The organism is Paenibacillus barengoltzii G22 (assembly GCF_000403375.2).
Classification (GTDB): domain Bacteria; phylum Bacillota; class Bacilli; order Paenibacillales; family Paenibacillaceae; genus Fontibacillus; species Fontibacillus barengoltzii.
Window position 1 is genome coordinate 588,530 of the sequence record NZ_KE159652.1, and the last position, 22,838, is coordinate 611,367.

Genomic DNA, 22,838 nt, shown 5'->3' on the forward strand with positions numbered 1-22,838 from the left:
GGCGAGTCGCTCGTCGTTTATTTTACCACAATTGTCGCTTTATTTCCCAAAACACATATGATATGTTACGATAAGCACAGGGTAAAGATAGGAATAGGGAGGAATCCCCGGATTTGGGCGCAATTGTCGCAGAAGAACGCGGCGAATGGCCTGATACTGTTCTTTTAAGGATCAAGGATCAATTATATAAAGTTTATTTGAAAATTGAAAGAGGTGCCTTCTTTGAAGATTTCGACAAAAGGACGCTACGGATTGACGATTATGATGGAGCTGGCCGCTAAATACGGCGAAGGGCCAACTTCTCTGAAAAGCATCGCCGAGAAAAACCAATTATCCGAGCATTATCTGGAGCAATTAATCGCGCCGCTGCGTAACGCAGGTCTGGTGAAGAGCGTACGCGGTGCTTACGGCGGTTATATTCTATCCAAAGAAGCTAGTGAAATTACGGCGGGAGACATCATTCGCGTATTAGAAGGGCCGATTTCTCCGGTGGATTTCACCGAGGAAGACGATCCGGCCAAACGCGATTTGTGGCTGCGGATCCGCGACAGCATCGCTGAAGTGCTGGATTCGACAACGCTGGAGAATCTGGTGAACTTCGAGGAACAAGGAACCAAAGAAAATTACATGTTCTACATTTAATTTGTAAACCGACTTGCCATCAACAATGAGATAAGATACAATCAACGAACAATTCGGTAACCGTCCCGACTCCGGGGCGGTCATTTACGTTTTATCAAAAAAGTTCTGGGACAAGGTGAGAGCCATGAAGCACATTTACATAGATCATGCCGCTTCCACGCCGATCCATCCGGAGGTTGCGGAAACGATGCTGAAGGTGATGCGAGAGCAATTTGGTAACGCCTCCAGCGTTCATTATTACGGTCGGGAGGCCAAACGCTTGGTGAACGGGGCGCGAGATACAGTTGCTAAGCACATCGGCTGCCGTCCGGATGAGCTGGTGTTTACGGGCGGCGGAACGGAGAGCGATAACTTGGCGTTGTTTGGCACGGCGTACGCCCGGAAAGCGGAAGGACGCCATATCATTACGACCTCTATCGAGCATCATGCGGTACTGCACTCCTGCGAGCGCTTGGAGAAGGATGGGTTTGAAGTGACCTATTTGCCTGTGGATCGTTATGGACAGGTGCATCCGGAGCAAGTGCGGGAGGCTATCCGCCCCGATACGATCTTGATTAGTGTGATGTATGGCAATAATGAGGTGGGCACGATTCAGCCGATTGCTGAAATCGGCGAAATTGCACGGGAGCGGGGAATTGTGTTTCATGTCGATGCTGTGCAGGCGCTCGGCGCATTGCCGATCTCCTGTCGGGATCTGCCGGTCGACTTGATGAGCTTCTCGTCGCATAAAATCAATGGACCGCAAGGCGTTGGGGCTTTGTATGTACGGAAGGATCTGGTGCTGGAGCCGATGCAACACGGCGGGTTGCAGGAGCGCAAGCGCCGGGCAGGCACGGAAAATATGGCCGGCATCGCAGGTTTTGCCAAAGCCGTGGAATTGGCTGCGGCGGAGCGGGGGGCGCGCGTCGCTCACGATGAGGAGTTGATCCGAGAGTTGCTGTCCGCACTGGAGCAGCGGATTACTCGCGAGGCGTTCCATGTCAACGGCCATCCGACGCATCGCCTGCCGCATATCATCAACATCAGCTTCCCGGAGGTAGATTCGGAGACGATGCTGATGAATTTGGATATGGAGGGCATTGCCGCCTCCAGCGGTTCCGCATGCACTTCGGGGTCGCTGGAGCCGTCTCATGTGCTGGAAGCGATGCATCTTCCGGAAAGTTTTTTGCGTTCTGCGATTCGATTTAGCGTCGGAATGGGTAATACTAGGGAAGAAATTTACGAAATCGCCGAAAAAATTGGAACCATCCTGGAACGTCTCCGTAGAAGAAAATAATGGGCATATTTTTGGGCTCAATTTAGCTTTTGCGGAGGGGAGGATCGTTTTTTCGGGATTCACATGAGATGCCCAAACAGGGAGTGTCCATTCCAACATGAGAATGCAAGAAATGATCGGCCTGACCGTCTATGATGTGGAGCATGGCAAGAAGGTCGGGAAAGTCGTTGACATCCTCCTGGACCTTAATTGGTCGATCGTCGGCATCCAACTGGAGAATCGATTGTTTTGGAATTCCAGTGTCAAGGCCGTGCGATGGGAGGATATCGTGGCTTACGGTGAAGATGCCGTGATGATCTGCAATCAACAGGCTGTCCGCAAGTGGAGAGCCGAGAATATACAGAATACCTTCTTAACGGGAAATGGAAAATTAAAAGAACTGCCTGTCCTGACTGAAGACGGAATACGTCTAGGCCATGTAACGGATGTTTATTTTGAACACGAATTGGGAAATACAATTACTGGAATTGAAATTAGCGACGGGTTTTTCACCGATCTGATGGAAGGGCGCAAGCTGCTGCCATTTATGCCGGAAATGACCCGAGGGGAAAACGCGATCATGGTGCCCCTGGGCAGCGAACAGCTGCTTGAAAAGCCGTGAATTTTTATGTGGATGGATAGGTGATGGTTCTATGATGAAATGTCCAAATTGCAATTCCAAGGATATTGGGAAGATCGGCTCCCACCAGTTCTATTGCTGGGGTTGCTTTATCGAATTAACGGTAAACGGCGACAAAATGTCCGTATACCAAGTAGAAGAAGACGGAACGCTCAGTTCTCTGGATGATCTGTTCTTCGGCGAGGAAATGGTACAGGATTTCTCGGAAATGCACGCTTCCTCGTAAAAATATATTCCGGTGAGGCTGTAAAGATGCACAAGCTGTCCCTTTTAAGACCGAAGGGGGCAGCTTTTTTATTTTTGGAGGGAATCACTCTTCAAATGTTGACAACAATAATCATGACGAAACCGTGTTTTGATTTGATTGAGTTAGAAAGCGCTTTGAATTAGGATGAGGGTAGAAACACGGTAAGCCAACAAGCAAATTGTTGTTCATCCGTGCATCTTTATAAGGGGGTTACTCTTTATGGCTACAGCACAAACCAAACAGCCGTCTGCAGGAACCGGCGGAGCCCGAGTGAAGGTTCAGCAGTTCGGCCGTGCACTCAGCGGTATGGTAATGCCGAATATCGGCGCGTTTATCGCATGGGGGCTCATTACCGCATTATTTATTCCGACCGGTTGGATTCCGAACGAATATCTCGGCCAACTCGTCGATCCTATGATCAAATATTTGCTGCCACTCCTCATCGGCTACACCGGTGGGCAAATGATCCACGGCAAACGGGGGGCAGTGACGGCAGCGATTGTGACAATGGGCGTTATCGTCGGCAGCGACATTCCGATGTTCCTTGGCGCCATGATCGTTGGCCCATTGTCTGCTTGGGTTATTAAGCAGTTCGACAAACTGGTCGAGGGGAAAATTAAGTCCGGCTTCGAAATGCTGGTCAACAACTTCTCGATTGGGATTCTAGGCGGTGCGATGGCACTCGGGGCATACGCTGGCGTTGGCCCAGTCGTAACCGCCATCAGTAAAGCATTGTCTTCGGGTGTTGACTTCCTGGTGGACGCGAAATTGCTGCCTCTGGTCAACCTAATTATTGAACCAGGTAAAGTCTTGTTCTTGAACAATGCGATCAACCACGGTGTCATTACGCCAATCGCTGCGGAAGAAGCACTTCGAGTAGGCAAATCGATGCTGTTTATGCTCGAATCGAACCCAGGCCCAGGTCTTGGGATCCTGCTGGCTTACTGGATCTTTGGTCGCGGCATGGCGAAACAATCGGCTCCAGGTGCGGTTGTCATTCACTTCCTGGGCGGGATTCATGAGATTTACTTCCCGTATATCTTGATGAAACCGATTCTGGTGTTGGCTGCAATGGCTGGCGGCGTGGCTGGTACGTTTACGTTCCAATTGACCGGTGCAGGTCTTGTAGGTTCTCCTTCTCCGGGTAGTATTTTTGCTTATTTCCTGATGACGCCAAAAGGCGGTTACATCCCAATGTTAAGCGGCGTCATTGTTGCGGCAGTCGTTTCGTTCCTAGTTGCGTCGCTGCTGCTCAAAACGGGTAAACAAACGGATGAGGAAATGGATCTGGCTGAAGCTTCAGCGAAAATGAAAGAAATGAAAGCTGCAGGTGCAAAATCCGACGCGGCAGCTCCTGCTGCAGCTGGCGGCGTGAAGAAGCAAGTGGTGAACAAAATCGTGTTCGCTTGTGATGCCGGTATGGGGTCCAGTGCGATGGGTGCCTCTGTTCTGAGAAAGAAAATGCAGGACGCTGGCGTGAAGGTGACGGTCGTGAACTCGGCAGTCAGCGAAATCCCAAGCGATGCCGACATCGTTATTACGCAAAAAACGCTGACGGATCGCGCAATCGCCAACAAACCGGACGCCGAACATATCTCCATTGATAATTTCCTGAAAAGTCCCAAATACGATGAACTGGTTGAGCGTTTGAAAGGCTAAGCAACGCCAGTTACGATGCGGGGGCAGAACACTGGCGATTTTGTCGCCGGTGTTTTGCGTCTATATTAGGAGAGACTGATATGCGGAAAATGACCGCACGACAAAAGCAAATCCTCGTTCTCCTCCTTGGACGCAAGCACGGGATGACCGCTGCGGAAATCGCTGCGGAAATCAACGTCAGCGTCAGAACGGTTCACCGGGAACTGGACGAGATTGAAAAAATATTAGCCTATTTCGACTTAGTTCTGCACCGGAAATCCGGCACCGGAATCTCGGTTTGGAGCAACCCCGAAGATAGCGAGGAGGGCGAGAAGCTGCAAGAGGCCAAGCGATTGCTGCTGGTTGATAATCCCAGCGACTATTCCATTGAAGAGCGACATCTTTTGCTGATCTGCCGTTTGCTTGAGGAGCAGGAGCCGTGTAAGCTGTTTACGCTGGCCCATGGCTTAAAGGTAACGGTAGCAACGGTCAGCAGCGATTTGGATGAACTGGAGCCCTGGTTCACCCGCTTTGGACTGGAACTGGTTCGGCGCCGCGGTTACGGCGTGGAGTTGCTTGGCGAGGAACAGCAGAAACGCGCGGCATTATGCCAACTGGCAGTCGAGCACTTGGATTACTCTGACTTGATTGGAGGCACGCCGGAAAACCAGGTCTCCTCCGCCACCGCCAGATTGCTTGAGGTCGTTGGAACGGATCACCTCATGACGATCGAAAACACGTTGTGGGCGATGAATTGGAGATGGACGGAGCATTTGTCCGAGAATGCCTATACCCAGCTGCTTATTCGTCTCTCCGTTTCAGTGAATCGGATGAAGGCAGGAAGGTTAGTCCATTGCTCAGGTAAAAATAACAAGCCTGCCGCCGGGGGCGGGGAGCAGGATGAAACCGAAACGGCTCGCTTCGCTTCCCGTTTGGCTGAGAAGCTGGAGCTTACGTTTCCGCCGGAGGAACTGGCTTATATGAATGGCTTGTTCAGCCGGGCGAAAGAAGCTTCCCCCGAGCTCGTCCAAGCGGATATCGAGTTGGTTGAGACGGTATATCGGTTGACTGAGAACGTCGTGAAGCGCACCGGCATTCCGTTTCAGGAAGATCGACTGCTCCGGAACGGTCTGCTGGAGCATATGGGCCCGGCTTTTAAACGCATCCGCGAAGGCTCCCGCATCCGCAACCCATTGCTGGGCGCCATTCGCAAAGATTACGATGAGTTGTTTGGCATCGTACGTGAGGCGATGAACGAAAGTGTGGCTGGCCTGGAGGTTCCGGACGAAGAGATTGGCTTCTTGGTGATGCATTTCGGAGCCTCTATGGAGCGTCTGAATCAGCTTGGTCTTAACATGCGGGCGATTCTCGTCTGCTCCAGCGGGCTAAGCTCCTCCAAGCTGCTGGCCACGCGGCTGGCCAAAGAAATGCCGCAAATCGAAGTGCTGGGCAATGTATCTTGGTACGAGGCGAAGCGGTATCCTGAATCGGATTACGACTTAATCATCTCGACGATTGATTTGCCTCTTCCGGAGGATCGTTACGTAAAGCTAAGTCCGTTATTAACAGATGAGGACACGGAGCGATTGCTCGAATACGTCCAGCGTACCGTATTAAAATCTCGTAAGGTGACACCTGAGTCGGAGTCCACGAAAACCAGGGCATTTGACAAGGTACGGTCTTTGTCGGTATCACTGAACGAGGTTGTCAGTCTTCTGGAGCAATTTGACGTCCGCGATTTAAATAATCGAGGGCTCTCCTTACGGGAGACGGTTTCGACGGCTTTGGAGGAAATGAACCAACGATTCGTCCCGCCGTCCGGTCCCGCTAGTCTTGAGCCGAAGGAGTGGCAGCTGAAGCACGCTATATCCGATGTTCAGGCCGTAACCGACCGTTTGTTGGAACGGGAGAAGATGGCCAGTCAGGTCATTCCGGGCACGTCGCTGGCGCTGTTTCATACACGAACCCGGTTTGTGAATTACCGTTCACTGGCGTTGTTCCGCTTGGAAGAACCTGTGGTGCTTGACGGGGATACAGAAGTTAGCGCATTGCTATTTATGCTCGCGCCGCGAGAGTTGTCTCGCGAGAGCTTGGAAGTGCTCAGCGAAATCAGCGCCTTGCTGCTTAAGCCGGAGTTGGTAGAGCTGCTGGAAACCGGAGAACGTCAGGAGATCCGAAATTTTTTGGCGACCGAGCTGCTGTTTTATTTTGAGAATTTGTAACTAAAAGAAGATAGGATAATCCGTGGAAAGGGAGAGAACAATCATGAAAATACTGTCTAAAGAGAAAATTATTTTGAACGGCAAGGCAAACGATAAATATGAAGCCATTCGTATGGCAGGAAAGCTGCTGGTCGACGCAGGTCACGTGACGGAAGAATATGTGGACAAAATGATCGAGCGCGAAGAGATCGTCTCCACTTATATGGGGGGAGGTCTGGCGATCCCGCACGGGACGAAAGAAGCCAAAGGCATGATTTCCTCGACCGGCCTGTCGGTTGTCCGCTTCCCGGAAGGTGTTGATTTTGGCGGGGATGAGCCAGCCTTTATCGTGATTGGCATCGCCGCAGCCGGCGGGGATCACATGGAGGTTCTGACGAATGTTGCGATGGTGTTCTCAGATGAGTCTAATCTGGAACGAATTATGAATGCGAAGACGGAAGAGGAAATCGCGGAGATCCTTGAGGGGGGCATGGAAGGATGAAGGCGGTCCATTTTGGCGCAGGGAATATCGGCAGAGGATTTATCGGGTTGCTGTTGTCTCGTTCCGGTTACGAGGTATGCTTTGTTGATGTGAACGAGAAGCTTGTTTCGGAGCTGGCCCAGCGTAAGGAATACCCTGTTACCTTGGCCAGCGATCAGCAAGAGACCGTGATTGTCAAAGGCGTAACGGCGATTAACAGCATGAGCGATCCCGCTGCGGCTGCTCAGGCGATTGCGGCGGCTGATTTGGTAACGACGGCGGTTGGTGTAAACATCTTGAAGCATATCGCCGGTACAATTGCCCAAGGGCTCACCCTGCGGAAAGATGGCGCCGCAGCCGCCCCGCTGCATATCATTGCCTGCGAGAACGCCATCGGCGGCAGCTCCCAACTCAAAGAGCATGTTTACGCCAAATTAGATGAAGCTACGCGGCAGTGGGCGGACGATCATGTGGCATTCCCGGATGCGGCGGTTGACCGGATCGTTCCGTTGCAGCAGCATGAGGATCCGCTGCAGGTTGTGGTCGAGCCATTTTATGAATGGGCGGTTGACCAATCGCAAATGTTTGAGGGCTTTCATCGGGTCGAAGGCGTCCACTATGTTGACCGATTGGAGCCGTATATCGAACGCAAGCTGTTTACTGTAAATACCGGCCATTGCTCGGCCGCTTATATGGGATATTTGCAGGGCCATGCGACGATTCAGGAAGCGATGAATGATCAAAAAGTCGTCCAGCATGTGCGCGCCGTCCTCTCGGAGACCGGGGCGGTGCTTGTGGCGAAACATGGATTTTCGCCAGCCGAGCATCAGGCGTATATCGATACGATTCTGGAGCGCTTCGCCAATCCGGCGTTGACGGACGAGGTTTCGCGGGTTGGCCGTTCACCGATCCGCAAGCTGTCCGCCGGCGATCGGCTGGTCTCCCCGGCAACGCAGGCGTATGAACGTGAATTTGGATACGGGTACCTGGCGTTGACGATGGCGATGGCGCTCTGTTTCGATGTTCCGGACGATCCGGAAGCCGCGGAGCTGCAAGCGTCGCTGCGCGAAGTTGGTGCTTCCAAGACCCTGGCCCAATACACCGGCCTCGACGCCGAGCACCCCATCCATCAAGCGGTGCTGGCGCATTATGAGGAGTTGAAGGGCCGCTGAGCGGCGGCAAGGGGATGAGTTTATTCGCTGCAGGCGCATAACGAGCTTGGGCCGTTCTATACTTTAGTCCGCGCTTGACACGGATGAGAGGCTTATAGCTCTTTGTCCGGCTCAGACTAGCAGCCCGGATGCATCTGGTACATCAGATGTATCCGGGCTTTTTGGTTGTGTGAGGCGGCGGAGCCGTGGGGCGGGACAGCGAGTTGCGTTTGCGTCTAGCGGACCCAGGAGACGTTATTCCCCTTTGGGACAGGTGCCGGCGAATATAACGGACTGAGATGACCTTATTTCAGCGAAAATAGCGTTGTTCGGTGCAACTTGAGCAAATAAGCGAAACTGAGTCCGTTACAGCCGGAAATACTTGGGAAATGCCCCAATAACGTCTCTGAGGTCCGTCAGGAGCTACGAACCAGGCCGAACAATCTTGCATTGGGCTTTACCGCAACGTCTACGCTCGTCTCCCCCCACTCATAAATTTACCTTCCCTGACAAATACTGATCTATACGAGTATTTTGCCGTGAAGCAGGGAGGGGTGTGGCATCAATGGGAACCAATGAACAGAAGGAGCAAGCGCATGACCAACGGAAGACAGAGACCCCAGCGCCAATGGGAGCGACAAAGCCAGTAGAGCGTGAAGAGCAGAAAGAGTCAAAAGTGTCAAAAGTATCAAAAGAGCAAAAAGTGCGCAACGAGCACAATCAGCACAGCCAGCATAACGAGCAAAAAGAACCGCTGATCCCGATCACCCAAAGCAAGCTGTTTCGATATGGCGTTTGGCTGTTGTTGGGGCTGGTGATCCTGTTTTTTGTGTGGCAGCTGCGGCCGATGTTTGCCCTTGTCTATCGATTTTTGAAGGCGGTTTTCGCCCCGTTTGTCATCGCCATCATCATTTCTTATGTCTTAAATCCGATCGTTCGGATGCTTAATGGGCGGAAGGTGCCGCGGACGATGGCCGTGCTGCTGATTTATGCGGTATTTCTGACTGGCCTATCCGTGGTGCTGATGAATGTGATTCCGATGTTCGTTGAACAACTGGAGGAGCTGGGCGAGCATTTGCCGGAGCTTACGTTTCATACCCAGCAAATGATGAATCGATGGGACAACGGGATTTTGCCAGGGAGCATCCGCATGGGCATGAACAATTGGTTTTATCAATTTGAAAACCGGTTGGCCAGCGCCATTTCCGGCTTCCTGGACAATATCGGAACAACGATTGGCGTTGTGTTTAATGCGTTTATTATCCCGTTCCTGATCTTCTACATGCTGAAGGATATCGAGCTGATTGAGCGGCTGATTCTGCAGTACTTGCCGCGCTCCCGGCGCAAGTCGATCCTAACGCTGCTTAAGGAAATCGATATGGCCTTAGGGAACTATGTCCGGGGGCAATTGCTCGTATGCGTCATTATCGGTGTGCTCGCCTACATCGGCTATATGCTCATCGGCATGCCGTTTGCGCTGTTGCTGGCAGGAGTGGTTGCTCTGTGCAACATCATCCCTTACCTGGGGCCATTTCTCGGGGCGGCTCCGGCCTTGGTTATGGCGACGACGATTTCTTGGAAAATGGTCCTGCTGGTCCTGCTCGTCAACATGCTGTGCCAAACGATTGAAAGCAACGTCATTTCCCCGCAGGTGGTGGGACGGAGTTTACATATGCACCCCATGCTGATCATTTTGGCGCTTCTTATTGGCGGGGAGTTGGCAGGGGTGCCCGGGCTGATATTGGCGGTTCCGTTTTTTGCCGTGGTAAAGGTGGTTATTCAGCATTTCTATGCCTACTATGTTCGCCGCAAAGCGATGTGATTCAGGCGGACAAGTTGCATTGACACGGCGCTGCCCGCCTTATATACTTAAAATGTTATGTGAAAATTTTCAAAACGTTGATGAAATCCAGTACGTTCGGCAAGCGGATTTGCCAGAGAAGGGTTCCGCTGCAGTTGGCGTCCCGCATGGGGGCCGAGGCGGCGGCTGAGAGAACCTGAAATCTCGCGCGAACGGAAAGCTAATTTCGGAGTGTGGACTACAAATTCACCGGCAGGTCCCCGTTATCGGACCAACGAGGCGATCGCTTTAGAATCCGGCGGACAACGGTCCAGCCGCAATCGGAAGCGATAACCAGGGTGGTACCGCGATTTGAATCGTCCCTGATTTTCAGGGGCGTTTTTATTTTTAGAGTAACAATTAGGAGGTCAAGAGACGATGAAAGCAAGTGAAATCCGTTCCAAATGGCTGGAGTTCTTCGCCAGCAAAGGCCATAAAATCGAACCCAGCGCTTCCCTCGTTCCGCATAACGATCCTTCGCTCCTGTGGATCAATGCTGGGATGGCGCCGCTGAAGCCGTATTTCGACGGGAGGGTCAAGCCGGAAAATCCGCGCCTTGCCAACTCGCAAAAGTGTATTCGCACGAACGATATCGAAAATGTCGGGAAGACACGTCGGCACCATACGTTTTTTGAGATGCTGGGGAACTTTTCGATTGGGGACTATTTTAAGGAAGAAGCGATTACTTGGGCTTGGGAATTCCTGACGGATAAGAAATGGATCGGTTTTGATCCAGATCGCCTGTCGGTTACCGTATATCCTGAGGATGAAGAAGCATTTAAACTGTGGAATGAAAAAATTGGCATTCCTGCAGAACGCATCATTAAGCTGGAGGATAACTTCTGGGATATCGGGGAAGGGCCTTGCGGACCTTGTACGGAAATTTTCTATGACCGCGGCGACGCTTACGGCGATCTATCGGATCCGGAATGTTATCCAGGCGGGGAGAATGAACGGTTCCTGGAAGTGTGGAACCTGGTGTTCTCACAATTCAACCACAACAAGGACGGCAGCTACACGCCGCTTCCGAATAAAAACATCGATACCGGGGCCGGACTTGAGCGGTTTGCGTCGATTTTGCAGGACGTGAACTCCAACTTCGATACCGACTTGTTCCAACCGATTATCCAAAAGACCGCCAGCTTGGCTGGGGTAGCTTACGGCGCTGCTGAGGACAGTGACGTGGCACTTAAGGTAATTGCTGACCATATCCGTACGGTGACCTTTGCGGTAGCTGACGGCGTTCTGCCTTCGAACGAAGGCCGCGGTTATGTCATCCGCCGCCTGCTGCGCCGGGCGGTACGTTATGGCAAGCTGATCGGACTGGACAAACCTTTTATGTTCAGCTTGGTAGAGACGGTTGGCGACATCATGGGCACCTACTATCCGGATGTAGTTACCAAACGCGAGTTTATCGAGAAAGTCATCCGCACGGAAGAGGAACGCTTCCATGAAACATTGAGCGATGGCTTGGCGATTCTGGCCGATATCAGTGCTGAAGCGAAAGCGCAAGGCCGCACGCAGATCAGCGGGGCTGATGCGTTTAAGCTGTATGATACTTACGGCTTTCCGCTGGATTTGACCGAGGATTTCGCAGCGGAGCAGGGGCTTGGCGTAGATCGCGAAGGCTTTGAAGCCGCCATGGAAGAACAGCGTGAACGCGCCCGGGCAGCCCGCCACGATAGCGGCAGCATGAAGGTGCAGGGCGGCGTTTTGGCGGATTTTACGACTAAAACCGAATTCGTTGGATATAATGAGCTTGAAGTTACCACTAGCATTGTAGCGATTGTGGTTGATGACGCTTTTGTGGATTCCTTGAGCGAGGGCCAATCGGGTCAAGTGATTCTGGCTTCTACGCCGTTCTATGCGGAAAGCGGCGGCCAGGTCAGCGACCAAGGGACGATTCATAACGACTCCGCTAGCGCCGATGTGGAGGGCTTGTTTAAAGCTCCTCATGGGCAGCATGTGCATCAAGTCACGGTGAAGACCGGCGAACTGCGGGTTGGCGCCGAAGTTACCGCTTCCGTAGACCGTGAACAACGCAGCCACACAGTGAAGAACCATACGGCAACTCACCTGTTGCATAAGGCGTTGAAGGAGACGCTTGGCGAACACGTGAACCAAGCTGGTTCCCTCGTTGAACCACAGCGCCTGCGCTTCGACTACTCCCACCTCGGCAGCATCTCGCCGGAGGAACTCTCGGAAATCGAACGCCGCGTCAATGAACAGATTTGGAATGCTCTGCCTGTAACTACCTCGCTGAAGCCAATCGATGAAGCGAAAGCGATGGGGGCGATGGCGCTGTTCGGTGAGAAGTACGGGGACATCGTTCGCGTTGTCAAGGTTGGCGACTACAGCTTGGAGCTTTGCGGCGGCTGTCACGTGAACAATTCGGCGGAGATCGGCTTGTTCAAAATCGTCAGCGAAAGCGGCATCGGTTCCGGGGTGCGCCGGATCGAAGCTGTGACCGGACGCGGCGCATATCTGTTTATGGATGGACAGCTGGACCTGTTGAAGCAAGCAGCTGGTCTACTGAAAGCCAACGTCAACGATGTGCCGAAACGGGTGGAAGGATTGTTCCAGCAGCTTAAGGAACTGAGCCGTGAGAACGAATCGCTGCAAAGCAAGCTGAGCGTGATCGAAGCTGGTGAATTGACGAGCCAAGTGGTGAGCGTTGGTCAAACCAAGCTGTTGGCTGCGCGCGTGCAGGCCGGAAGCATGGATGCGCTGCGCACGCTGGCTGACGAGCTGAAGGTGAAATTGCCGGATGCTGTGCTGGTGTTGGGCGCGCCAAACGAAGACAAAGTGAATTTTGTCGTCGTAGTTCCGAAGGAAGAGGTGGCTCGCGGATTGCATGCCGGCAAGCTCGTTAAGGAAGTTGCAGCGGTATGCGGCGGCGGAGGCGGCGGTCGTCCGGATATGGCCCAGGCCGGAGGCAAGGATGCCAGCAAGCTGGACGAAGCATTAAAAGTAGCAGCGGAGTGGATTGCTTCCCAAGCCTGAGAAGGTGGTGGAATTTGACGGGGCAGATCACTGAAAATTTCCTTATGGAACCCATGATATGGTATAGTATGATTAGGCTAAGAGGAAAATAGCTGCGATCATAAAGGCGTATGTCGAAGAAGCGAGGTGTCATCATGGACTCCATGGATAAAACCGTCAAATTTAACGTCAAAGGCGATGAACTAGAAGCGTCGGCGCAGGAGATTCTTCTTACGGTTTATCAGGCTTTACAGGAGAAGGAGTATAATCCGGTAAACCAGATCGTCGGATATCTGTTATCGGGGGACCCGGCCTATATCCCGCGTCATAACAATGCGAGAAGCTTGGTTCGCAAGAAGGAACGCGACGAGCTGATCGAAGAGTTGGTGCGCTTTTACATGGCGAATCACCGTTGATGGCAGCGAACCTTCTCAAGAACGGATAAGCGGTGAATCCGCATTTTAAAGGAGCAATACATGAAAATCATGGGCCTAGACTACGGGGATCGGCGGATCGGAGTGGCTGTGAGCGACAGCTTAGGCTGGACCGCCCAAGGGCTCGAAACCATCGAGCGTCGCAAGGAAGGCAGCGAATTTGAGCGCATTGCCGAGCTTGTGAAGCAGCACGAGGTGGAAGAAATCGTTGTGGGGCTGCCCAAGAATATGAACGGTACGATTGGTCCCCGTGGAGAAATATGCATGGCGTTTGCCGAGGATCTTCGGGCGAAGCTGAATCTGCCCGTGCATCTCTGGGATGAACGGCTGACTACCGTGTCTGCGCAGCGTACGTTGCTGGATGCGGATGTCAGCCGGAAGAAACGCAAGGATGTCGTCGACAAGATGGCTGCCAGCTTGATTTTGCAAAATTATTTGGACTCTAAGAGTATAAAGTGAGGGTGATCGCGTATGTCTAAAGATCGTATCGGAAATGAAGAAGAACCGGAAATTATTTATATCCCCGATGATGAGGGCAATGAAGAAGAGTTCGAAGTGATTATGAAATTCGAAGTCGACGGTTCGGACGCCAAGTATATGATGGTCGTTCCTTTGGATTCCGATGGGAATGAAGATGAAGAGAGCGAAGAGGTATACGCGTTCCGTTACGAGGAAGACGGCGATGACCTGAAGCTGTACACGATTGAAAGCGACGAAGAATGGGAAATCGTCGAGGAGACCTTTAATACGTTGATCGACGAGTTTGATGGAGAAGATGGGCAATGACTGAATTTACAGCAGACCAAGCAGTCATGACGTCGCGGGTTCGCGACACATTTGGCCCAGTCGTAGAACTTGAGGACGAATCGGGCAACGTCTCCTATTATCAAGTCGTTGAGGAATTTGACGTCGCCGGAGCGGCCTATGCGGTATTATTGCCGGAGGACGCGTCCAAGGATGAAGAGCCGGAGATTTTCAAAATCGTGACGAACGGTGATGAGCTGGAACTGGTGACGATTGATGACGACGAGGAATGGGAGAACGTCTCCGAGCTGTACGATGAATTGACCTTTCCGGAGTAACGGGAAGGGCGTCGCAAGAGCACGATAGATCAGTCCGGGAAGAGCGGGAGATTTCCGCTCTTTTTGGCTGTTAAGGGGGAAGGCGGTTTGAGGAAAGCGCTGAAATGGCTGGCTGTTCTGCTGCTGATCGTGATGATCGGGGCAGGGGCGGCCGGATTTTATGTGTACACCAGCATGCTCCCGGTTGAAGCGAAGGAACAGCCGGTCAAGATTACGATCGAACCGGGAACGGGAACGGCGCATATCGCGAAGTTGCTGGAAAACCAGGGACTAATTAAAAATTCCATTTTGTTCGTTTCCTATTTAAAATGGAAGTCGGAAGGAAGCCGGTTTCAGGCTGGAACCTATGAAATGCAGCCAGGCATCACATATGACGAGATTATCGCTAAGCTGAACAGCGGCGACGTCGTGAAGGCCGAGATGATTCGGTTTACGATTCCTGAAGGCTTCACCGTTAAACAAATGGCTGACAAGCTGGCGGAGGAAGGCTTAGTGGATCAGGCCACATTTTTGAAGCTGGCGAAGGATGCCGCAGGTCTGAACGATGAGCTGTTATCGCAAATCCCGACGGACGAGCGGTTGACCTATCGGCTGGAAGGGTATTTGTTCCCGGAAACTTATGAATTGAAGAAAGGCAGCAACGAGCAGGACATCATTGCCCGAATGCTGCAGGAAACCCGTACCCGGCTTGACAAAATCCCTGATTTGGATCAAAAGCTGCAGGCTCGCAGCCTTACGTTCAATGAGCTGATGACGATTGCTTCACTGGTTGAGCGGGAAGTGGTTGTGGATCGTGAACGGCCGCTCGTGGCCGGTGTCATCTATAATCGGCTTAAGGACGGCATGAAGCTGGAAATCGACGCTACGGTGCAATATGTGCTGGATAAACCAAAGGAACGCTTGCTCAATTCGGATTTGCGAAGCGTGGACAGCCCTTATAATACTTATTTGTATAAAGGACTGCCTCCGGGACCTATCGCGGCGCCAAGCCTCAAATCGATCGAAGCAGCGCTTGAGCCGAAAGCCTCGGACTATCTTTTCTATGTGACGAAAAAAGACGGCAGCGGGGAGCACCTGTTCGCCAAAACCTATAAGGAACACTTAAAGAACATCGAAACAAGCAAGGCGATGGCCAATCAATGAATAAGGTGGAAGTTCAAAATGTAGATCATGTTTTGAACAACCTTTTAAAGGTGGTAGTATCAACATGAGTAAAAAACCGGAACTGTTGGTTCCTGCCGGCTCGCTGGACGAACTGAAGCGCTACTTTGCGGCGGGGGCTGACGCGGCGCTGGTTGGCGAAGCTCGCTATGGGATGCGCCTCCCTGGCGATATGACGCCCCAAGACATCGCGGAAGCGGTGAAGGTAGCGCGTGAGTACGGAGCTAAAATTTATGTTAGCCTGAATAACTTGATGACAAATGACATGCTCGAAGGGTTACCTGGATATGTGAAACAGTTAGCGGAATGCGGCGTCGATGCCGTTGAATTCGGCGATCCGGCGGTGCTTCAAACGGTGCTTACAGTGGCGCCTCAATTGAAGCTGCATTGGAATGCGGAGATGACCTCCACCAACTATGCCACTGCGAACTATTGGGGAACGAAGGGAGCTTCCCGAGTTGTGCTGGCTCGGGAGCTGAACATGGACGAGATCACCGCGATGCCTTCAAAGCTGAACATCGAAGCGGAAGTTCAGGTGCACGGAATGACCAATATTTATCACTCGAAACGGCGCTTGGTGCATAGCTACATGGTATCTCAAGGACGGCCGGTTGATCCGGACAGCAACCTGGGGATGAGCCGCGGGCTGTTCCTGATCGAGGCTGAGCGGCCGGATGAGAAGTTTCCCATCTTCGAGGATGTGAACGGAACGCATATTATGAGTTCAGACGATATTTGCATCTTGGAGGATTTGCACCTGCTAATGGCGGCTGGCGTCGACAGCTTCAAAATTGAGACGCTGCTGAAGCCGGTATCCTATAACGAAGTGGTCATTGCTTCATATCGTAACGCGATCGAAGCCTATTTCCGCGATCCGGATGGCTATGAGCTTGATGAGAGCTGGCTTGAGGCGATTCGCGAGGTCCAAGACCCGGAGCGCGAACTGTCGTTTGGCTTCTTTTATAAGGAACAAGTTTATTAAGAGAGATGGCGTTGTGGAGTTTTCTATTTGACCTATATTTTAAATTTAAATACTCAAAAAATGATGAGAGGTGAACGAAGATGCAAACTGCGGAGAAGCATATCCCGAAATATACGGGAAAACGTCATCGGCTGACGAAACCTGAGCTGCTTGCCCCGGCAGGCAATCTGGAGAAGCTGAAATTCGCTATCCATTATGGCGCCGATGCCGTGTATATCGGGGGACAACAATATGGCCTTCGTTCCAATGCGGATAATTTCAGCTTTGAAGAAATGCGGGAAGGCGTGGAATTTGCCAAGAAATATGGCGCTAAGGTGTTTGTCGCTACGAATATCTATGCTCATAATGAGGATTTGGACGGCATCGAGGAGTATTTGCGGAACCTTTACGAGGTTGGCATCGCTGCTATCATCGTCGCTGACCCGGTGATTATCGAGACGGCGAAACGGGTTGTTCCCGAGCTGGAGGTTCATCTGAGCACCCAGCAATCTACTGTGAACTGGCAGGCTGTGCAATTCTGGAAAGAGCAAGGCTTGCCGCGGGTCGTTCTGGGACGGGAAACCAGCCTTGAGGAAATCGAGGAAATTAAACGACATGTCGACATCGAGATCGAGGCGTTTATTCATGGAGCGATGTGCTCTTCGTTCTCGGGACGCTGCGTGCTGTCCAACCACTTTACCGACCGTGACTCTAACCGCGGGGGATGCTGCCAATCCTGCCGTTGGAAATACGATCTATTCACGGACGCCCGTTCAGGTAGTGAATGGATTTCTGAGGAAGAAGCCCGCGATAGCAGAGTACTGGAGAAGTTCCGTTTGGGCGTAACTCAGCTGCCGATGTTTGAGGAGAACGATCATGCCTTCACGATGGGGTCGAAGGACTTGTGCATGATAGAGCATATTCCCGATCTTATTGACGTTGGAGTCGACAGTTTCAAAATCGAAGGTCGGATGAAATCCATCCACTATGTGGCGACGGTCGTCAATGTGTATCGCCAAGCGATTGATGCCTACATGGCGGATCCGGACAATTACGTCTTGAAGCCGGAATGGATCGAAGAAATCAACAAAGCTGCGAATCGGCCGCTGAATACCGGATTTTTCTACGATACTCCAGATCATGAGGATCATATTTACGAGCCGGAAGAGAAGGCAGCACCTTATGATTTTGCTGGATTGGTGATGGCTTATGATGAATCCACAGGAATGGCAACGATCCAGCAACGCAACCACTTCAAACCGGGACAAGAAGTCGAATTCTTTGGTCCAAACGGGACGTTCTTTAAGCAGAAGGTGGGGACCATCTACGACGAAGAAGGCAATGAATTGGATGCCGCCCGCCACCCGTTGCAGCGGGTCCAAATGAAGGTGGATCAACCGGTTTCCTATTTCGATATGATGCGTAAAAGAAAGTAATCAAAAAATCAATATGCTTTGGGGCCTGTTCGTTTCTAGGACGAAAGGCCCTTTTTTGTGACTTTTGTTAATATTATTTAAAATCCACCACATATTGAACCGATATTATAGAGGAGAACGTCAGGAATTGTCGAATATTTCGAGTAGCTGACGAGAAATGTGAACAACCAACAGCATTATGTACGACCTCAAGCCTAAAAATTGAGGTCTGCAACTATTATGAGTGGTGGGTGATCAACATGAGTCTGGTTCCGAAGAACGAGGACCAAGAAACCAACAGCAAGAAGAAGGATAAGAAACAAAAGGGAGAGCGGAAATCCAAGTCGGTTCAGCCAGGAGGAAAATCAAAGGGAGATACCAAAGCTGTATGGGCTAATTTCCTGGACAAGCTGCCGAAACAATTGAACCCTGCGAAAGCAGTAGGGGTACGGTTGTTCCTAATCTTCTTTGTCGCAATCATGTTCTTCGTCCTAACGATCGGGATTATGTCGTCCCAAATGGCGAAGGGAACCATTCAAGACAATGCAGAACAAGCAAACCTGCAGACCATCGTACAAACCTCGCAGAAGCTGGATATCGTCATGCAGAAGTATGAGGAAAACCTGCAGCAAATGTTCCTAGACGATGAAATGCAAAATGCTATTATGGATGCTTCGTTGGCGAACATTTCGGATTATGACAAGTTTACGGCAACCAACAAAATGAGAACACGTCTGAATACGTTGACCTTCTCCACGAAGGGGGTTTCCGCCGTTTACATGTTGTCGGCTGACAACATTGTGGACGACGTCACTTCGGGCAGTGCCGATGTCACGTTCTTGGATACCGTGCGCGAAGAAGCCTGGTTTAAAGATCTGACCAGCGCCACTAAAACTTTATGGATGCAAGTGCCATCGAAAGGTAAGGGCACGGAAGTCTTCCGTTTAGCTCGCTCGGTACAGAGCGTTAACAGCATGAAACGCTTTATTCTGATTGCTGATATCAACCTGGAAATCCTAGACGGCTATTTGAAAGAGGTTAAGCTGGGGAATAACTCCAAGCTGCAAATGGTTACCCAGGATAACGTTGTTGTAGGTTCTTCCTTTGAAGGGGATCAAGGGAACCCAACCGAATTTGATTTGGCCAAAGCCACCGAGGCTTCGGGTTCTTTCGTAACGAAGGATGCCAACGGCAACTCTGTCCTCGCTTCCTATAGCACCCAGTATTCAGGCTGGAAGCTGATCGGTACGGTGGATACAGCAGAATTAACGAAGAGCGCAAACCGCATTCTGATGTTTACGATCTTCTCGCTGATCGTTGTTGCGATCATTGCCGTTCTGATTGGGGTATGGATGGTTCGGATGATCGCTTATCCGCTGGGCAAGCTGAGAAACCTGATGGAAGAAGGCTCCAAAGGGAATCTGAACGTCCGGATGAACATGAAATCGAAAGATGAAATTGGTCAATTGGCAGTAAGCTTTAACGAGATGATGGAGAACATTACAGCCCTCGTGAAGCAAACCAATAACTCCGCACAGGATGTATTGGAGACTGCGGCTGAGTTGACGCAAGCTTCGAACAAAACGGCATTGTCTGCGAAAGAGATCGCTGTGGCGACCGAAGAAATTGCTAACGGGGCAACCAGCCTGGCGAACGAAGCGGAACGCGGTAATGAGCTGACCGAGAATATTTCCCGGCAAATGGAACGCGTTGTTCAATCGAACAAAGAGATGGAGATGTCGGCTCGTCAAGTAGAGAAGTCCAGTCAGCAAGGGACTCAGTATTTGAACGGATTGATGGAGAAAACCAATATGACGGTCGAAATGATCAACGCTTTGACCGCCAAGGTCGATTCGCTCAAAGCAAGTACTGGCTCTGTCTTGAAAGTGCTTGATGTCATGCAGAACATTACGCAGCAAACGAACATCCTGTCGCTGAATGCGACGATTGAAGCAGCTCGGGCAGGTGCTGCCGGCCGTGGATTTATGGTCGTTGCCGATGAAATTCGCCAATTGGCGGATCAATCACGTCAGTCGATCACTATGGTTGGTGAAATTACAGATAACATTCAAAAAGAGATGAACGAAACGGTGAAGGCCTTGTCCGAGGCGAGCCCGATCTTCCAGGAGCAAATCGCATCGGTACAGGAAACCAACCAAATTTTCGTATCTGTACAACAACAAATGGAAGGGTTCGTACGCCATCTGGATTCCGTAACGGCCTCCATCGACCAGTTAAACGAATCGCAAACGGTCTTGTCGGAAGCGATGAGCAATGTCAGTGCCGTCGCTCAGCAATCGTCTGCCACGTCCGAAGAGGTTGCTTCGCTCTCCAGCGAACAACAAACGGTCGGCGATCAATTGGTACAGCTGTCGAACAAACTGGAGAATGTGTCGGCCGGCTTGAAAGAGTCGTTGTCGAAATTCACCGTGTAGAAGGCAGGCTTAGCGCCTGAAAATAAGATTGTCCCGATTTCCCGAGGGTTCAGGGAGACGGGTAAAAGCCCGGCCAATCTGCGATTGCAGGTTTGGCCGGGCTTTTGCTGTAAGCTGGTGCGCTAACGGACCTAGGAGGCCTTATAGACCTGGAGGTCAGACCTAGAGAGATGTAACGGACCGAGAAGCCCTTATTTGGGCGAAATCGACACCAGTGACTCCATTTAGTCTGTACTAACGTCCGCTGTGTCCGTTACGTTGGGAAATCTGCGGGAAATGAGCCAATAGCGTCTCTCAGGTCCGTTAGGTTTCTGTTGGCCGCAACAGCCTATCAAGTTTAGCCCGACTTTTCCCAGGAAATAATGGGAACAGAATGGAGGGCGAACGATGTCGTTATTGCGCAAAAAACGGATCTTTTATCTATTACTGTCTTTTGCGGCAGTGTTGGCCCTATTTGCGCTGCGAATCGCTTGGATTCAAGTGGCTTCAGCGTTTAAGGCAGTGACCGTAAGCGGTAAGACGATCAACGAACTCGCTGTCCGGCAGCGCGAAGAAGGTATTGAGTTGGATCCGGGGCGTGGTCATATTTTTGATCGCAACGGAAAGATGTTGACGGGGGAAATGGGGTGGACTCCGATATTGTTCCCCATACGCCAGTTACCCGCAGCAGATCAGCTTACTGCTCTCGCTGCCGCGTTGGGAACAACGATTCCCGAACTCCAAAAAAAGTGGGAACAGCTGGAGCGGCCCTACGTTTGGCCCAAACCTGGGGGTGAGCCTGGAGAACCGCTTCGGCTCAATGAAGAAACAGCCCGGACTTTGCCTCGTCTCGAAGGGCTAGAGGTGCTGCCGTATATGACGCGCTACGGGCCGGGGGAACGAGGGAATCAGTGGCTTGGCTTCGTGACGCAACGGCCGGATGTGATTCGTAAGCTGCGAGAAGATAAGCACCAACCGAACTTCGCGTTAACGCTGCAGGTTGGAGCTTCGGGGTTAGAGAAGACGCTGGACAACTTGCTTCGTGGAATTGGCGGTGTCAGAGCGGCCTACACGGTTGATGGCCGAAAAGATCCCTTGGCAGGGATGGGGACGCGGGTAAATGCGGAGTCTAGCCGGTATTATCCGCTGCAAATCCAAACGACAGTGGATGACACCCTCCAACAAAAAATTGAGCGGCTAGCGAAGGAGATGAAAGTGACGGATGGAGCAGTGGTCGTGCTGGATGCCAGAACCGCTGATATCGTCTCGATGGTATCCCTGCCTTTCTACGATCCGCACCACGTGAATCCGTCAGCTGAGAACTGGAGTAATAAGGCGGTTAAGGCCAGTGTGCCGGGTTCGATTTTTAAGACGGTCATTGCGGCGGCTGTGCTGGAAGAAAAAGTGACGGTACCTGGGGAGGTGTTCCACTGCAGCGGGCATTACGGGAAATACGGCTTGTCATGCTGGAAGGAAGGCGGACATGGAAATCTTACGTTGGAAGAGGGCTTTGCCCACTCGTGTAACGTGGTGTTCGCCACCCTGGGCGAACGGCTGAGCGCGGAAGCAATCGCCCGGACAGCTGCGAAGCTTGGGCTAGGGCGTTCCGTGGGCTGGCATGACCCGTCCTTCCTTGGCGGAGATTCTTTGCGACCGCTGGATCAGGAAGAAGCCGGTGCGGTGTTTAGCGATCTGGCTATGGCGGATGGCGGGGTGCGGGCGCAGACTGCGATTGGCCAACGGGACGTACTGGTATCCCCGTTGCAAGCAGCCAATTTGGTGGTTACATTGCTCCACGGCGGGCAGGTGATGGCGCCCCGCTTAGTCAGCGAGATTCGTTATAAGGACGGCTCGCTGCTCTCCGCATTACCGGTACAAGCTTCGCCCTCCTCTGCTGGACAAATTACGCCGCAAACAGCTCAACGACTATTGTCCATGATGAGGTTGGTAGTCACAGACGGCACAGGGCGAACCATGCAGCAAGCCAAATGGCCGCTGGCTGGAAAATCTGGAACTGCCGAGGTTGTGAAGAATCAGAAGCAGTTGAATCATCAATGGTTTATCGGTTACGGACCGATCCATCAACCCAAGTATGCCGTCGCCGTCCTCGTTCAAAACCGGCCCGAAGGATCCAAGAATCTGGCCGCCGAAATGTTCCGGCGAACGATGGATATTCTGGCTGCGGAGGGTTGACCGATTTCCTATGCTTTCCCCAAAAAAATGCGCCTAATCTGAAGATGTCTGTGATAAAATAGTGTAGATGCTATGCTTTTCACGGAGCATGCCAAAGTCAT

The 22,838-nt window shown here is 51.7% G+C and carries 19 protein-coding genes; all 19 read left to right on the forward strand.

The window, feature by feature from the left end; translation table 11 throughout:
• Positions 1-222: 222 nt before the first annotated feature.
• On the forward strand, positions 223-642 hold the full coding sequence (gene cymR, locus C812_RS02880) for a cysteine metabolism transcriptional regulator CymR (RefSeq protein WP_016311180.1): 420 nt from the start codon (positions 223-225) through the stop codon (positions 640-642).
• 124 nt (positions 643-766) lie between these two features.
• Entirely contained in the window at positions 767-1,918 is a 1,152-nt protein-coding gene (locus tag C812_RS02885) for a cysteine desulfurase family protein (protein ID WP_016311181.1), read from the forward strand.
• Between the two features lie 97 nt (positions 1,919-2,015).
• Positions 2,016-2,519, forward strand: coding sequence for a PRC-barrel domain-containing protein (locus tag C812_RS02890; RefSeq protein WP_028539914.1), 504 nt, complete (start codon positions 2,016-2,018; stop codon positions 2,517-2,519).
• A gap of 34 nt (positions 2,520-2,553) precedes the next feature.
• Positions 2,554-2,763 carry a hypothetical protein gene (locus tag C812_RS02895; protein ID WP_028539913.1) on the forward strand — a complete coding sequence of 70 codons (210 nt, stop codon included), beginning with the start codon at positions 2,554-2,556 and terminating at the stop codon, positions 2,761-2,763.
• Positions 2,764-3,003: 240 nt separating this feature from the next.
• Positions 3,004-4,443: a PTS mannitol transporter subunit IIBC gene (locus tag C812_RS02900; protein ID WP_016311185.1), complete on the forward strand. Its 1,440-nt coding sequence runs from the start codon at positions 3,004-3,006 to the stop codon at positions 4,441-4,443.
• 80 nt (positions 4,444-4,523) lie between these two features.
• The gene (locus C812_RS02905; protein ID WP_016311186.1) at positions 4,524-6,644 is read left to right on the forward strand and encodes a BglG family transcription antiterminator; all 2,121 of its coding nucleotides are present in this window, start codon (positions 4,524-4,526) and stop codon (positions 6,642-6,644) included.
• 43 nt (positions 6,645-6,687) lie between these two features.
• Complete coding sequence (locus tag C812_RS02910) at positions 6,688-7,125, forward strand: PTS mannitol transporter subunit IIA (RefSeq protein ID WP_016311187.1); 438 nt, start codon at positions 6,688-6,690, stop codon at positions 7,123-7,125.
• Positions 7,122-8,276, forward strand: coding sequence for a mannitol-1-phosphate 5-dehydrogenase (locus C812_RS02915; RefSeq protein ID WP_016311188.1), 1,155 nt, complete (start codon positions 7,122-7,124; stop codon positions 8,274-8,276). Before C812_RS02910 ends, C812_RS02915 begins: the two co-directional genes overlap by 4 nt.
• 544 nt (positions 8,277-8,820) lie before the next feature.
• The gene (locus C812_RS02920; RefSeq protein WP_016311189.1) at positions 8,821-10,077 is read left to right on the forward strand and encodes an AI-2E family transporter; all 1,257 of its coding nucleotides are present in this window, start codon (positions 8,821-8,823) and stop codon (positions 10,075-10,077) included.
• Positions 10,078-10,473: 396 nt separating this feature from the next.
• Positions 10,474-13,098 (forward strand): alanine--tRNA ligase, encoded by a 2,625-nt coding sequence (gene alaS, locus C812_RS02925; RefSeq protein ID WP_016311190.1) that lies wholly within the window; start codon positions 10,474-10,476, stop codon positions 13,096-13,098.
• A gap of 134 nt (positions 13,099-13,232) precedes the next feature.
• Positions 13,233-13,493 (forward strand): IreB family regulatory phosphoprotein, encoded by a 261-nt coding sequence (locus C812_RS02930; RefSeq protein ID WP_016311191.1) that lies wholly within the window; start codon positions 13,233-13,235, stop codon positions 13,491-13,493.
• A 60-nt stretch (positions 13,494-13,553) separates the two neighbouring features.
• Entirely contained in the window at positions 13,554-13,970 is a 417-nt protein-coding gene (ruvX, locus tag C812_RS02935; protein ID WP_016311192.1) for a Holliday junction resolvase RuvX, read from the forward strand.
• 12 nt (positions 13,971-13,982) lie between these two features.
• On the forward strand, positions 13,983-14,297 hold the full coding sequence (locus tag C812_RS02940) for a DUF1292 domain-containing protein (protein ID WP_016311193.1): 315 nt from the start codon (positions 13,983-13,985) through the stop codon (positions 14,295-14,297).
• Complete coding sequence (locus tag C812_RS02945; protein WP_016311194.1) at positions 14,294-14,593, forward strand: DUF1292 domain-containing protein; 300 nt, start codon at positions 14,294-14,296, stop codon at positions 14,591-14,593. Before C812_RS02940 ends, C812_RS02945 begins: the two co-directional genes overlap by 4 nt.
• An 87-nt stretch (positions 14,594-14,680) precedes the next feature.
• Entirely contained in the window at positions 14,681-15,736 is a 1,056-nt protein-coding gene (gene mltG, locus C812_RS02950; RefSeq protein ID WP_016311195.1) for an endolytic transglycosylase MltG, read from the forward strand.
• Between the two features lie 64 nt (positions 15,737-15,800).
• Positions 15,801-16,736, forward strand: coding sequence for a peptidase U32 family protein (locus tag C812_RS02955; protein ID WP_016311196.1), 936 nt, complete (start codon positions 15,801-15,803; stop codon positions 16,734-16,736).
• Positions 16,737-16,816: 80 nt separating this feature from the next.
• Positions 16,817-18,151 (forward strand): peptidase U32 family protein, encoded by a 1,335-nt coding sequence (locus tag C812_RS02960; protein WP_016311197.1) that lies wholly within the window; start codon positions 16,817-16,819, stop codon positions 18,149-18,151.
• Between the two features lie 239 nt (positions 18,152-18,390).
• Positions 18,391-20,565: a methyl-accepting chemotaxis protein gene (locus tag C812_RS02965; protein ID WP_016311198.1), complete on the forward strand. Its 2,175-nt coding sequence runs from the start codon at positions 18,391-18,393 to the stop codon at positions 20,563-20,565.
• Positions 20,566-20,952: 387 nt separating this feature from the next.
• Positions 20,953-22,737 carry a peptidoglycan D,D-transpeptidase FtsI family protein gene (locus tag C812_RS02970; RefSeq protein ID WP_016311199.1) on the forward strand — a complete coding sequence of 595 codons (1,785 nt, stop codon included), beginning with the start codon at positions 20,953-20,955 and terminating at the stop codon, positions 22,735-22,737.
• Positions 22,738-22,838: the final 101 nt, after the last annotated feature.

What these genes read in the sequence shown, in the direction of transcription:
- alaS (WP_016311190.1), top strand. Translation starts at nt 10,474, where the DNA reads ATGAAAGCAAGTGAAATCCGTTCCAAATGGCTGGAGTTCTTCGCCAGC.
- C812_RS02900 (WP_016311185.1), top strand. Translation starts at nt 3,004, where the DNA reads ATGGCTACAGCACAAACCAAACAGCCGTCTGCAGGAACCGGCGGAGCC.
- C812_RS02910 (WP_016311187.1), top strand. Translation starts at nt 6,688, where the DNA reads ATGAAAATACTGTCTAAAGAGAAAATTATTTTGAACGGCAAGGCAAAC.
- C812_RS02890 (WP_028539914.1), top strand. Translation starts at nt 2,016, where the DNA reads ATGAGAATGCAAGAAATGATCGGCCTGACCGTCTATGATGTGGAGCAT.
- C812_RS02920 (WP_016311189.1), top strand. Translation starts at nt 8,821, where the DNA reads ATGGGAACCAATGAACAGAAGGAGCAAGCGCATGACCAACGGAAGACA.
- C812_RS02945 (WP_016311194.1), top strand. Translation starts at nt 14,294, where the DNA reads ATGACTGAATTTACAGCAGACCAAGCAGTCATGACGTCGCGGGTTCGC.
- C812_RS02965 (WP_016311198.1), top strand. Translation starts at nt 18,391, where the DNA reads ATGAGTCTGGTTCCGAAGAACGAGGACCAAGAAACCAACAGCAAGAAG.
- ruvX (WP_016311192.1), top strand. Translation starts at nt 13,554, where the DNA reads ATGAAAATCATGGGCCTAGACTACGGGGATCGGCGGATCGGAGTGGCT.
- C812_RS02915 (WP_016311188.1), top strand. Translation starts at nt 7,122, where the DNA reads ATGAAGGCGGTCCATTTTGGCGCAGGGAATATCGGCAGAGGATTTATC.
- C812_RS02905 (WP_016311186.1), top strand. Translation starts at nt 4,524, where the DNA reads ATGCGGAAAATGACCGCACGACAAAAGCAAATCCTCGTTCTCCTCCTT.
- C812_RS02960 (WP_016311197.1), top strand. Translation starts at nt 16,817, where the DNA reads ATGCAAACTGCGGAGAAGCATATCCCGAAATATACGGGAAAACGTCAT.
- C812_RS02970 (WP_016311199.1), top strand. Translation starts at nt 20,953, where the DNA reads ATGTCGTTATTGCGCAAAAAACGGATCTTTTATCTATTACTGTCTTTT.
- C812_RS02955 (WP_016311196.1), top strand. Translation starts at nt 15,801, where the DNA reads ATGAGTAAAAAACCGGAACTGTTGGTTCCTGCCGGCTCGCTGGACGAA.
- C812_RS02885 (WP_016311181.1), top strand. Translation starts at nt 767, where the DNA reads ATGAAGCACATTTACATAGATCATGCCGCTTCCACGCCGATCCATCCG.
- C812_RS02940 (WP_016311193.1), top strand. Translation starts at nt 13,983, where the DNA reads ATGTCTAAAGATCGTATCGGAAATGAAGAAGAACCGGAAATTATTTAT.
- C812_RS02930 (WP_016311191.1), top strand. Translation starts at nt 13,233, where the DNA reads ATGGACTCCATGGATAAAACCGTCAAATTTAACGTCAAAGGCGATGAA.
- C812_RS02895 (WP_028539913.1), top strand. Translation starts at nt 2,554, where the DNA reads ATGAAATGTCCAAATTGCAATTCCAAGGATATTGGGAAGATCGGCTCC.